The sequence below is a fragment of the Acinetobacter sp. YH12112 genome, from assembly GCF_013418945.1.
In the GTDB taxonomy this organism is placed as follows: Bacteria; Pseudomonadota; Gammaproteobacteria; order Pseudomonadales; family Moraxellaceae; genus Acinetobacter; species Acinetobacter indicus.
In genome coordinates, this window is record NZ_VPBA01000023.1 from 42,219 (window position 1) to 55,664 (window position 13,446).

Annotated in this window: 10 protein-coding genes and 1 pseudogene; 3 read left to right on the plus strand and 8 right to left on the minus strand. The window is 46.4% G+C overall.

Annotated features, from left to right (window positions below):
• Positions 1-702: 702 nt before the first annotated feature.
• Positions 703-2,043: an OprD family outer membrane porin gene (locus FTU50_RS09840; protein WP_163143147.1), complete on the plus strand. Its 1,341-nt coding sequence runs from the start codon at positions 703-705 to the stop codon at positions 2,041-2,043.
• Positions 2,044-2,150: 107 nt separating this feature from the next.
• On the opposite strand, the gene ppa is transcribed toward FTU50_RS09840, so the two are convergent.
• Together ppa and FTU50_RS09850 are read right to left on the minus strand one after the other, a co-directional pair.
• The gene (ppa, locus tag FTU50_RS09845; protein ID WP_005181532.1) at positions 2,151-2,675 is read right to left on the minus strand and encodes an inorganic diphosphatase; all 525 of its coding nucleotides are present in this window, start codon (positions 2,673-2,675) and stop codon (positions 2,151-2,153) included.
• A 117-nt stretch (positions 2,676-2,792) separates the two neighbouring features.
• Positions 2,793-3,194, minus strand: coding sequence for an MAPEG family protein (locus tag FTU50_RS09850; RefSeq protein ID WP_005181530.1), 402 nt, complete (start codon positions 3,192-3,194; stop codon positions 2,793-2,795).
• A 103-nt stretch (positions 3,195-3,297) separates the two neighbouring features.
• Between FTU50_RS09850 and FTU50_RS09855 the strand changes: the two genes are divergently transcribed.
• Complete coding sequence (locus FTU50_RS09855; RefSeq protein WP_016659719.1) at positions 3,298-3,684, plus strand: hypothetical protein; 387 nt, start codon at positions 3,298-3,300, stop codon at positions 3,682-3,684.
• 36 nt (positions 3,685-3,720) lie between these two features.
• On the opposite strand, the gene FTU50_RS09860 is transcribed toward FTU50_RS09855, so the two are convergent.
• The 6 genes and pseudogenes from FTU50_RS09860 to FTU50_RS09885 all read right to left on the minus strand — a co-directional run bounded on the left by FTU50_RS09860 (position 3,721) and on the right by FTU50_RS09885 (position 12,318).
• Positions 3,721-5,397, minus strand: a complete 1,677-nt coding sequence (locus FTU50_RS09860; protein WP_180054870.1) for an AMP-binding protein — start codon at positions 5,395-5,397, stop codon at positions 3,721-3,723.
• 149 nt (positions 5,398-5,546) lie between these two features.
• Complete coding sequence (gene parC, locus FTU50_RS09865; protein ID WP_180062690.1) at positions 5,547-7,766, minus strand: DNA topoisomerase IV subunit A; 2,220 nt, start codon at positions 7,764-7,766, stop codon at positions 5,547-5,549.
• A 257-nt stretch (positions 7,767-8,023) separates the two neighbouring features.
• On the minus strand, positions 8,024-9,343 hold the full coding sequence (locus tag FTU50_RS09870; RefSeq protein WP_104505595.1) for an MFS transporter: 1,320 nt from the start codon (positions 9,341-9,343) through the stop codon (positions 8,024-8,026).
• 144 nt (positions 9,344-9,487) lie between these two features.
• Positions 9,488-10,132 (minus strand): trimeric intracellular cation channel family protein, encoded by a 645-nt coding sequence (locus FTU50_RS09875; protein ID WP_005181518.1) that lies wholly within the window; start codon positions 10,130-10,132, stop codon positions 9,488-9,490.
• Between the two features lie 63 nt (positions 10,133-10,195).
• A pseudogene (locus tag FTU50_RS09880) lies at positions 10,196-10,661 on the minus strand (YchJ family protein).
• 79 nt (positions 10,662-10,740) lie between these two features.
• Positions 10,741-12,318, minus strand: a complete 1,578-nt coding sequence (locus FTU50_RS09885) for a TerC family protein (RefSeq protein ID WP_180062689.1) — start codon at positions 12,316-12,318, stop codon at positions 10,741-10,743.
• 337 nt (positions 12,319-12,655) lie between these two features.
• On the opposite strand from FTU50_RS09885, the gene FTU50_RS09890 reads away from it, so the two are divergent.
• Positions 12,656-13,276: a TIGR00730 family Rossman fold protein gene (locus tag FTU50_RS09890; RefSeq protein WP_005181508.1), complete on the plus strand. Its 621-nt coding sequence runs from the start codon at positions 12,656-12,658 to the stop codon at positions 13,274-13,276.
• Positions 13,277-13,446 lie beyond the last annotated feature (170 nt).

Genomic DNA, 13,446 nt, shown 5'->3' on the forward strand with positions numbered 1-13,446 from the left:
GGAGATAGCAATCCCTATGCCAACACTGGCATCTGTTCAAAAAGAATAATTTCAATTTTCTTTTAACTAGTTTCAACCTATTATTTTATATAAACTTTTAATATCAGATAAAAACTTAAGAACAGCATGATACTTTTTCAATCCCACTGATGTGCTGATCCTTTCGCTGCGTTGGGAGATAAACCAGATCATTTATATTTGCTTACATCATGCGCTATTTTGAGTCGCTTAATCATTCAAAAGCTTTTTGCTGCTTAAAAAAAGTGCAATCTTGCATTCCACTAAAATGCACTGATTCATGAGATAGTTCTAATCATAGCTTCAACGAAATGCATAAAAAATTCAGCGAGATAAATCTTGTATGTACGTTTTACTCCCTGTAAAGTGCCAAATTTTCCACATCTTCACACTGTCTAAAACCGCATAATCACAAATTATTTTTTGAATAAAAAGTATAAACACAGTACATTAAAGCGCGAAAATTGCCTTCCTGTTTTGAGAAGCAAATTTTCTGCAATATGACCCAGGAAGGGTGTTTTACAAGAGCAAGGATTGAAACTGTATACGCTAGCGTTTGCATTTTTCTCAAAGAAAAATGGATAAAACGGTATCTTTTTTACAAATTCCCTATAAAATTCTTCCGGTTTCTGGGTTCTTTTTAAACAAATTGAAACATAACATTCTGGATGAGGCTCTCTCCCAATGCTAAACGCGAAAAAATTAACATTAGCAGTACTGGTACAAGCTGCTTTAATTTCTACAGCTGTTGCCAGCGAGCAAAGCGAAGCTAAAGGTTTTGTTGAAGGTGCAGAAGGTTCGGTATTATTCCGTACTGGTTTTATTCACCGTGACAAAACTAACGGTGTAAAAGATCAAAGCTCTTATGCACAAACCGCAATTGTTCAACTTGAATCTGGTTATACCCAAGGCACTGTAGGCGTGGGTGTCGGTGCCGTAGGCGACTGGTCATTTAAACTGGGCAGCAATAACAACGCTGGCAATAACATGATTCCACATGACAACAATGGCGAACCATATGACCAATGGGCTCGTGGTGGTGTCAATGTCAAAGCACGTATTTCCAATACTGAAGTACGTTATGGTACCCAAGTTCTAGACCTGCCGGTATTGGCCAGCAATACGGCGCGTTTAGTTCCAGAATATTTCACTGGTGTTTTAGCCACGAGCCGTGAAATTGATGGCCTGGAATTAACTGCCGGTAAATTTACCAAAAACCAGTTCTCTGACCAGATTGCCACCGATCAAAATGATTTAGATCGTGCCATTGTGTGGGGTGCACGTTATCAGGTGAATGATCAGCTGAATACAGCGTATTTTGGTGTAGACAATAAAGACCGTTTAGAGCGTCACTATGCCAATGTTAACTATAAGCTTCCATTGGCAAACCAAAGCAGCCTGACCTTTGATTTTAGCGGTTACCACACTGATTGGGATCGTGAAGCAAATGGCAGCCTGTATTCTTATATTGGCTCGGCTGATGATAAATTCCAGAACTCGATCTGGGCGATTTCAACCGCTTATAACACTGGTCCACACAACATCATGTTGGCATACCAGCAAAATACAGGTAATGCAGGTTATGACTATAACCTGGGTGCGGGTGTTGCAGATGGTGGCCAAACCATTTATATGCCAAACTCCTACCTGTCTGATTTCATTGGTAACGATGAGAAATCTGTACAGCTTCAATATTCTTTAAACTTTGATCAATACGGTGTTCCTGGCCTGAACTGGACCAGCGCATTTGTGTATGGTTGGGATATTGATGCAAACCGTGCAGTACGTGCAAATCCAGCTGATCCAAACTCAGCTATTGTTGCTCGTGAACTCGTAGTGGATAACGCGACTGAACGTGAATTCTTTAACCAGGTGAAATACACCGTTCAATCTGGTTTTGCTAAAGATGCCAGCTTACGTGTACGTCATTCTTACTACCGTGCGAGTGATGAATACCAAGGAAGCTACATTGGTGACACCAATGAATGGCGTTTATTCCTAGACATCCCGGTGAAATTATTCTAATGTCCTGACGATGGTTTAAATCAAAAAAACCTGCACACTGTGCAGGTTTTTTTATGACGTCCTCACTAAACAAGACAGATCAGTGAGGGGGGGGGGGAAAAGCCGTATTATTTTGCAGCTTCAATCGCTTTTAATACTTCAGCTTTGGCAACGTCTGCGCCTTCCCAACCGGTCAATTTCACCCATTTGCCTGGCTCTAAATCTTTATAGTGGGCAAAGAAGTGTTCAACCTGTTGAATCAGTAACGGTGGAAGATCGGTATATTCTTTCACGTCTTTGTAAATTGGAGTCAATTTGTCGTGCGGTACCGCGATCAGTTTCGCATCAATACCACCGTCATCTTCCATGTTCAATTTACCGACCGGGCGGCAACGAATTACTGAACCTGGTTCAACCGGATGTGGTGTTACCACCAATACGTCTAATGGGTCACCATCTTCAGACAAAGTATTTGGTACATAACCGTAGTTTGCTGGGTAGAACATTGCAGTACCCATGAAACGGTCTACAAATAACGCATCAGAATCTTTATCAATTTCGTATTTGATTGGCGCTGCATTGGCAGGAATTTCAATGATTACATAGATATCATTTGGCGCATCTTTACCCGCTGGGATATTGCTGTAGCTCATGGCATCACTCTTTCACAAATTAAATTTTTTAAACCGCGTCAATTATAACGGGTTTCGGCTATTAATGACTTCGCGATTATACATTCATGACATAAAAATAGATATTTTGCTGTGCAATCACGCAGTCAGTTTAATCACCAGCAGCAATAAACAGATCGGGCAAAGTAACGATAATAACCAGATAATCGAGCGCAACGTCGCCCAGTTGGCCAGATAACACAGCCCGTACAGCAGACGAAACACCAGATAGGCAATGCCAAAGGTCATAATAATAAACTGCGGAATCACCATATATTCGGCCAGTAAAATGGCGGCAATAAACAGCGGCAGACTTTCAAAGCTGTTTTGCTGGGCAGCATTGGCACGCGCCGCCAGACCGGTAGTATTGGCTAAAAAAGAACGTGGATTTTGATTATCTTCAGATTTAAAGCCGCCAGCCATTTTTGCAATTACTGCAAATAAATAAGGCAACAGGCAGGCGATTAGAATCAGATAGACGATTCCACTAATACTTTGCATCTATTTTTTCTCGTCGGAATTCTTCAAAACTTTATCATAGCATGGTGTTTTAAGCATAAATTTTGTTAAATAGGGTGTTTTTATTCATTGTGTAGGATTCATGATGGTCAATCCTGATCAAAAAGAAATGTTCGATGTACTTGAAAAACAGCGCCAGCATCAGCTGCAAGTCGATCGGGCCTTAAAAATTGTGATTCCCATTGTGGCCTTTTTATTAACGGTCATCTGTTCCAACTTGAATATCTGGTCGACCCTGTTTACCTTTGTGGTGCTGTGGGTGGCCCTGTATGCGGTGGGAATTAAACGTCTGCCTTTATGGCACTGGGTGACCGTAATTCTGGTGTATTGCCTGATTGATAATATTTTAAGTTATGGCAGCTTCCATTCCTCCGGTTTTAGCCGTCAGTTTGGTTCGATGTTTATTTTCCTCGGGGTGATGGGAGTCGGACGTCCTTACTTCGACCGCTGGCTAATGAAAAAAGAGAATTAAAAAAAGCGCCCTTAGGCGCTTTTTTTATTGCAGAATTTATGCAGTCTTACGTAGGTCTTTACGCAGGATTTTGCCTACGTTAGATTTTGGTAATTCATCCATAAATTCAACATAACGTGGGCGTTTATAGCCGGTCAGGTTTTCTTTCGCAAATGCCAGAATTTCTTCTGTGGTCAGCGATGGATCTTTCTTCACCACAAACAGTTTTGGCACTTCACCTGATTTTTCATCTGGTACACCAATTGCAGCCACTTCCAGTACTTTTGGATGTTTCGCCACGACTTCTTCAATTTCAGAAGGATAAACGTTGAAGCCAGAGACCAGAATCATGTCTTTCTTACGGTCAACGATTTTGATGTAACCACGTGAATCCATAACACCGATATCACCGGTACGGAAGAAGCCATTTACCATCACTTTATCGGTTTCATCCGGACGGTTCCAATAGCCTTTCATCACCTGTGGACCACGGATTGAGATTTCACCCTGCTCACCGAGTGCAACTTCATTACCGTCATCATCCAGAATTGCAACTTCAGTCAAAGGTAACGGAATACCAATCGTACCGCTGAATTCTTCAGATGCTGGTGGGTTTGCAGTTGCCACTGGAGAAGTTTCAGACAGGCCATAACCTTCAATGATGTTAGTGCCAGTAATTTTCTTCCAAGCTTCCGCAGTAGAAGGCAGAACCGCCATACCCCCGCCCATCGCCATTTTTAAACGGCTATGATCCAGTTGCTTGAATTCTTCATTGTTTACAAGCGCATTAAACAGCGTGTTCACAGCAGGGAAGAATGTTGGCTGGTATTTACGTAATTCTTTCATCACCGCAGGCAGATCACGCGGGTTAGGAATCAGAATGTTCGCCTGACCTTTGTACATGCCGTATAGTGCGCACACCATGAAAGCAAAGATGTGATAAAGCGGTAAAGCACAGAAAATACGGTCATCTGGCTGGCCATCTTGTGCACCGAATTTGCTCTGGAAAATGCCATCACACTGCATCAGGTTGGCCACCAGGTTACGGTGGGTCAGTTCTGCACCTTTAGATACCCCTGTCGTACCACCGGTATATTGCAGTACTGCCGTATCACTTAGGGTCAGGCTTGGACGCTTGTAGTTGCTGATATTGGCTTTCGACATGGCCGCATTAAACTTGACATGACCCGGAAGGTCCCACGCCGGAATCTGTTTACGCACTGAACGTAAGACAAAGTTCACCAACGTACCTTTTAAGGTGCCTAGCATGTCACCCACAGAGGCAACCACGACGTGCTTGACTGGGGTTTTACCCAGAATCGCCTGATATACTGAAGCGAAGTTTTCAATAATCACCAGCACTTCTGCGCCAGAGTCATTTAACTGATGCTCAAGTTCACGTGAGGTATACAGCGGGTTTACATTCACCAGCACCAGACCGGCACGGAATACACCCAACGCCACCACTGGATATTGAAGAACGTTTGGCATCATCACTGCAACACGTGTGCCTTTGGCCAAGCCCAGACCTTGCAAATAGCTTGCAAATTTGCGGCTTGCTTCTTCCAGTTCAGCAAAGGTCAGCACTTTATCCATAAAGATAAAGGCATCACGTGAACCAAACTTCTGGAAATTACGTTCAAAGATATCAACCAGTGACGTATTCTCCGGTGGCAACTCTACAGTTTCTGGAATCCCTGTCTTTCGGTATTCTTCAAACCAAATTTTTTCCATAATGCCAATCTCTCCAATCAGTAATCCTTAGTATTCAACTGTTTTATACACTGCCGCACTTCATTTTTTGGCTTGTTTATGTACAGCAGTGGATCCATTTTCACGAATTCGATTCATATATAACGTATTTTATGTAAACAACGCTAGTCTTATCTCTGAATCAACAGTTTATTTGCTTTTTGATATCCCCGTGGTAAAAGCTGTCCCTTGGTTCCTCTCTTACCGATATACTTCTGCAAGTCATCACCTTTTAATTTTAACTGCTGTTGTCCTGCAAACACTTGAATTATTTCATCTAAATTTAGCATTGTCATGGATACAATCTGATCTTTCGGTTCAAGTTGTATCAATTTATTACCTTTACCTTTGTTCAGCACCGGTAATTCTGCCAGATCAACAATCAGTAAACGGCCGGCAGAACTGAGTAGCGCAACATGACTGAACTGCTCAATAGTTTGCAGATTCATCACGCTGGCGCCTTCAGACAGGCTCAGGAAAGCCTTACCGGCTTTGGCATTGGTATCCAGCTGTTTGGCTTGGGTTTTAAAGCCATAACCTTTGCTGCTCATGACCAGAATTTCAGCCTGATCTTCTGCCACAAACACCTGTTTAAAGCCGACCCCGCTGGCCGGTGATAAACGTGAACTGAGCGGTTCACCCAAACCACGTGCCGATGGCAGGCTGTTAATGGCTACACCATAACTGCGTCCGGTGTCATCCAGCACATAGGCACGCTGGTTGGATTTGCCTTGGGCGTGACTTAAATACTGGTCACCAGCGCGGAAATTCAGGTTTTCGGCATCGACATCATGGCCTTTGGCACAGCGAATCCAGCCAGCTTCAGACAGCACCACGGTTACCGGATCAGCCGGCAGCATGTCCTGTTCATTAATGGCAGTGGCTTCAGCGCGCTGCACGATTGGTGAACGGCGGTCATCACCAAACTTTTTGGCGTCGTCTTTTAACTCCGTAATAATCAGGTTTTTTAATGATTCCGGATTGGCCAACTGTTCACGAATTGTGGCAGCTTTGGCCTCGAGTTCTTCCTGTTCGCGACGGATTTCCATTTCTTCCAGTCGGGCCAGATGGCGCAACTTGAGTTCCAAAATGGCTTCAGCCTGAATCTCATCAATACCAAAGTGCGCCATCAGCTCTGCTTTGGGATGATCTTCTTCGCGGATAATGCGGATCACGGTATCAATGTCTAAATAGGCAATCAGCAAGCCGGCCAGAATATGCAGGCGTTTTTCAATCTTGTTCAGATGATATTGCAGGCGGCGTGTGACGGTATGTTTACGAATCTCGATCCATTCCAATAAAATCTGGCGAATCGATTTCACCTGTGGACGACCATCGGCACCAATCATGTTCATGTTGACCCGATAGCTTGATTCCAGATCGGTGGTTGCAAACAGATGGCTCATCACCGCATCGGCATCAATCCGGTTGGAACGCAGCACAATCACCAGACGGGTCGGATTTTTATGGTCCGACTCATCCCGTACATCGGTCACCAGTGGTAGCTTTTTGGCCTGCATCTGGTCAGCAATCTGGGTAATGACTTTTGAGCCAGAGACCTGATACGGTAAATCACTGATAATAATTTCATTTTTTTCAATGGTATACACCGCACGCATGCGATAACTGCCGCGTCCAGTGGTCTGAATCTTTAACAGTTCATCTGGCGGGGTAATTACTTCAGCCCGGGTCGGTAAATCCGGGCCAGGAATATATTCTGCAACCTTGCTATCGCTTAAATTCGGATTACGGATCAGGGCGATGGTGCCTTTAATGATTTCACGCAAGTTGTGCGGCGGAATATCGGTGGCCATACCCACGGCAATGCCGGTGGTGCCATTGAGCAGGATATTTGGAACCCGTGCCGGCAAGGTCACTGGCTCTTTTAGGGAACCATCAAAGTTGTCCTGCCAGTCGCAGGTGCCCTGACCGAGTTCAGACAGTAACAGGTCACTATATGCGGATAATTTGGCTTCGGTATAACGCATTGCGGCAAAGGATTTCGGATCATCCGGTGAACCCCAGTTGCCCTGCCCTTCAATAAATGGATAACGATAGCTAAACGGCTGCGCCATTAACACCATGGCTTCATAACAGGCCAAGTCACCATGCGGATGGTACTTACCCAGCACATCACCGACCGTACGTGCAGATTTCTTTGGTTTACTGCTTGGCTTGAGACCCAGCTCGCTCATGGCATAGACGATACGGCGCTGTACCGGTTTCAGGCCATCGCTGATATGAGGCAATGCACGGTCCATAATCACGTACATGGCATAGCTGAGATATGCTTGTTCAGTAAATTCTGCTACGGAACGGTTTTCTGTCGCATGATGCGCGAGGCTTGTCATAACAACCTGTAATCCTAAATTAATGCGTTATAGTTTTGACGTTCTTATGCTATGCCGCAGCCGCGGCCAGCACAAGGGTAGCCGATCACACTCTGCGACAATTTATGTCTTATGGCGTAAAAATATCCATTTTAGGCGCGTCAATCAACTGAAAAATACACAAGTCTGACTGCACGTTGAAAAACATATTCCAGAAATAAAAAAGATGCGCCGGCACAATAGCCAGCGCATCTTGCATTGTCTGTATGAGCGGCTGCTTATAAACCAATCGACTCCAGGGTCTTGCCGCGGGTTTCCTCACCCAGCAGCACAATCACCAGTGCCACGGCCAGCAGCACCGCGGTAAACATCATAAATACATAGCTAAAGCCGTTGCGCATCACCATCATCTGGGTCACCACCAAAGGTGCAACAATACCGCCCATACGGCCCACCGCCGAAGCCCAGCCGGAACCAAAGGCACGGATATTGGTTGGATACTGTTCCGGCGTATAGGTATACAGCACACCCCAGGCGCCTAGGTTAAAGAAGGACATCAGGCAACCCCAGAACACGATCATGCCGACGCTGCTGGCCTGTCCAAAGAAGTAAGCCGATACCGCACACAGCCCAATAAAGCCGGCCAGTGTGGCTTTGCGGCCGAGTTTTTCCACCAGCCAGGCCGCCGCAATATAACCCGGCAACTGCGCCAGAATCATGATCAGCACATATTCAAAGGACTGCACAATGGTATAGCCTTCCTTGACCAGCAGGCTTGGCAGCCAGGTAAAAATGCCATAGTAGGAATAGACAATGCCGAACCAGATCAGCCACAGCATGAGGGTACGGCGTGCAAATGGCCCCGACCACAGCTGGGCAAAGGAAATATTCTGTTTGGCTGCCACCGGTTTCACTTCCAGCTGTTCAATCACCTCGACGCCGCAGCGACGTTCCAAACTTTGTACTAGTTTGTGCGCTTCTTCGACCCGGCCGCGGTTAATTAAATACGGCACCGATTCCGGTACTTTTTTCCAGATGACCCAGGCATAGAGCGCCGGTAAGCCACCAATTAAAAAGGCCATATGCCAGTCAAAGGTCGGAATCACAAAATAAGACACCAGCGCCGCGCAGAGCCAGCCCAGCCCCCAGAAGCTTTCCAGTAGCACAATAAAGCGGCCCCGCACATGCGCCGGAATATATTCACTGACCAAAGTCACCGCAACCGGCAACTGCCCGCCCAGCCCTAAACCGACAATAAAACGGAAAAACAGTAACCAGCTTAAATTTGGGGCAAAGGCACAGGCCGCTGTGGCCAGACTATAAATCACCAGGGTCGTGGCAAATACAGTTTTACGTCCAATCCGGTCAGCCAGACCACCGGAGAACACCGCACCAATGGCCATGCCAACAAAACCAATTGACACCACCCAGCCTTTTTCTGCCGGGCTCATTTGCCAGTCTTCCGCCATTTTGGCCAGAATAAAGGAGATTAAACCGGTATCCATGGCATCAAACATCCAGCCCAGTCCGATGACCCATAGCAAGGTATAGTGAAACTTACCAATCGGTAAGCGTTGTACACGAGAAACTAGATCCATAATAAACGCTCTGACAGGGTGGAGAGGAAAACGCGGATGGCGCGCCTGGTTATTGTTATGACAACAGCAATCAGCTTTGATTTTAAAGACAATGACCGCTATCTGGATAGCGGTCATGCCGTTTAATTTATAGGAGATTTGTGGCTAGGAGGCATCTTTGGATGAGGCCGACTGCTCATCATCATCCTTATAAATGAATTTTGGCATTTCCAGACCAAAATAGATCGCAATTAAACGTAAGGTAAAACCAAAAATCAGCGTGGCGATAACGGTTAGTTCTAGCGACAGGCCAATTTCAATACAGACCCAATAGCAGATTACCGATACAAAAGAGATACTGGCATACAGCTCACGGCGGAACACCAGCGGCACATCATTACACAGAATATCACGCAGAATCCCGCCCGAGACGCCGGTCAGCACACCAGCCACTGCCGACACCACAAAACCGTGGCCCATTTCCAGCGCAATCTGGCAGCCAATAATGGTAAAGCCAATCAGGCCCAAAGCATCCAGCACCAGGAAGATGGAACGCAGATGGCGCATCCATTTGGCAATTAAAATGGTGACAAAGGCTGCCGCGCAGGTCAGCACCAGATATTCCGGATGCTTGACCCAGGTTAAAGGATAATGGCCCAGCAATACATCACGTACCGAGCCGCCGCCCAGTGCGGTGACACAGGCAATCAGGGTCACCCCGAACCAGTCCATGCTTCGCCGTCCTGCCGACAATGCACCTGTCATTGCTTCTGCAGTAATGGCAATAATATAAATGACCAACAGCAACATGAACTGCCCTTCTTTCACTAGGGGAATTGATGCGCGTTATCATAAGCGAAAATACGGCAAATGTTATAAAAATTGCGCACAACATTGCTTAAATTTCTTGCCCGAACCGCAGATACAGGGCTGTTTCATGGTGATCTGCTGATCGGTAGTCGGATCAAGAAAATACCACACCCTGATGTTTGACGAAATGCGACACTTCATGATGTATCTGCGGCTGGTTGCCATCCTGATAATAGGCCTTGAATTCGACCTGGGCATGGCTTTTGTCCAGCTTTTCCTGAGCACTTACGATTTCCAGTTTTAACCACTGGTTGGCGCTGCTCCAGTCCCGAATAGCGGCCACATCCAGAGCCTGCTGCTGACCAAGTGCGGTGGTTTTGACAATATAATCAATCTGCTGCAAGGCAAAGGCACTATAGCGTGAACGCATTAACTGAGCGGCAGTTTGGGCCTGCTGCTGACCTAAATGCAAAGGCTGGCAACAACTGTGATAAAACCCAGCGCCACAAGGACAAGGCTGTTCTGACATAAATATTTTCCAAAAAAATAGCCTGACAATGCAGGCTATTTTAACGGAACTGAATCGGAAAACAGGAATATTCTGAGTGCTACTCGGCTGGCGGCTGTGGCAGCACATGCACCTTCTCGATTTTATGCCCGTCCATGGTGACCACTTCAAAAATATGATCATCAGCCAACAGACGTTGGCCATTTTCCGGCAAACGGCCGAGATGGAACAGGATATAACCCGACAGGGTCGAATATTCTTCCAGCTCATTGACCAGATCACGACCGAGCAATAACGAGACATGGCGGATATCAGTCGAGCCATCCAGCATCAGGCTGCCATCTTCCAGGGTTTCTGCAACCGCGTCGAGGGTATCTTCATCCGGGAATTCACCGGCAATGGCTTCCAGTACATCAATCGGGGTGACCACACCTTCAATCGAGCCATATTCATTCAGTACAATTGCCATTTGCAGCGGCGCCTGACGCAGCTGTTCCATCACCATCAATACCTGCGCATTTTCATGCACAATCACCGGTTCGCGCAGATGTTTTTCAAAATCCAGCACACCGGTTTCAATAAATTCATTCATGACCTTATGGGTCAGCACCACCCCGGCAATATTGTCCAGCTCGCCATGCACCACAATTGAACGTGAATGCGAGGTATTCATCAGCTGGGCTTGAATGCTGTCCTGGTCTTCATCTAAATCCAGCCATTCCAGTTCCGGTCGCGGGGTCATCACCGATTTTACCGGACGCTCGGCCAGACTGAGTACACCCTGCACCATCACGGTATGGTAAACGCTGTTCTCTTCGGCAAAGACTTCATCAGCAAAAGCACGCGTGGCCAGCACTTCTTCCGGACTTGGATGTTCCGGTTCCGGCCCGTTCGGTTTGCCGCCGAGCATCCGCATTACCGCGGAAGCAGTGCGATAACGCAGGTCAGTGGTGGTGACCATTTTTTCCTGGTTTTTGCGCATGGCTTGGTTCAGGAACTCGATCATCACCGAGAAACCAATCGCGGCATATAAATAGCCTTTTGGAATGTGATAACCGAAACCTTCCACCACCAGCGAGAAACCGATCATCATCAGGAAACACAGGCACAGAATCACCACAGTTGGATGTTTGTTAACAAAGTCCATCAGCGGTTTAGAGGCCCAGAGCATAATACCAATGGCAATGATCACCGCGATCATCATCACCGACAGCTCTTTGACCATACCCACCGCGGTAATCACACTGTCGAGCGAGAACACCGCATCCAGTACCACAATCTGCACAATCACCATCCAGAAAGTGGCGTGTACCGGATTTTCTTCTTTCAGTTGCGGCTTGCCTTCAATACGCTCACGCAGCTCCATGGTGCCTTTAAACAGCAGGAACACCCCACCAAACAGCAAGATCAGATCACGACCGGAGAAGGGATGATCAAAAATATGGAACAGCGGATTGGTCAGGGTCACCACCCAGGCAATTGACGCCAGCAGAATCAGGCGCATGCCCAAAGCCAGAATCAGCCCGACCACCCGTGCGGCGTTACGCTGTTCCGGTGGTAATTTTTCAGCCAGAATAGCAATAAACACCAGGTTATCAATACCTAGCACAATTTCCAGAATAATCAGGGTCAGCAAACCCACCCATGCGGCTGGATCAGACATCCATTCAAAAATCATGGGCGATGCTCCACGAGTATCGTTTTGGCTGTGCGACAGCCAAGACCGGCTGTTTCAAAACCTGGGGAATGAAAGGGAAAAAGAAAAGAGATTAAAAGCGGCTGTTGTTGTATGGTGCGATAGTGTCCACTACCCATGACGGTTCTATTGTTGTCAAACACAATTTCAGTATAGAAAAGATTGGCGCCAGAATCACTCTTTTTTTGGCCTGGTCACGGTTGTGCTGCATGCTTTAACAATTCTTTGCAATCACACTGCACGGCGCTGGCATTGTTTGTCATATTTTTTGCATAAGCTAGAGCAGACAAAAAGAACATGTTAAGGTGAAACAAGAATCATGAATAGCGTAGTAAAAATGACTGATAATTTAAAACACCCCTCTCCTAAAACAACACAACCTTTAATTGCTTTATATTGCGGCTCACGTTCTGGAAATAAACCAGTGTATCAGGAAAAGGCCGTGGCACTGGCACGCCGTCTGGCGGAAAATGGCTTTGGTCTGGTCTATGGCGGCGCCAGTATCGGTTTAATGGGTCAGGTCGCCGATGCCGTGGTTGATCACGGTGGTGAAACTGTAGGCGTGATTCCGGAATTTATGCTGGATTATGAAATTGCCCATCATCGTCTGACCGAGTTGCATATTGTACACAGCATGCATGAACGTAAAGCCCTCATGGCCGAACGTGCCAGCGCCTTTGTGGCCTTGCCGGGCGGACTGGGCACCTTTGAGGAAATTCTGGAAATTGCCACCTGGGGCCAGTTGAACCAGCATCAAAAACCGATGATGCTGTATAACGTCAATGGCTTCTATAATGCGCTAATTGCCCAACTTGACCATGCCGTGACTGAAGGCTTCCTGCCGCCGCAGCACCGCGCCAAGCTGATTATCTGCAATCATGCCGATGAAATCCTGACTGCATTACATAATCTGGATGCCCCACAGCACGTTGCCATTTAAAGCGCTTGAACCCAAAAGTCCAGAAAGAAAAAAGCGAGCCGAAGCCACTGCTGTCCCATAGTTTGCTTTAAATAAAAAAACCTGAGTCCTAACAGTTAAAATATGAGTGTAAACAAACACTTTAACGACCAGGATTCAGGTTTTGTCACATCAGAATACCGTATTTCATG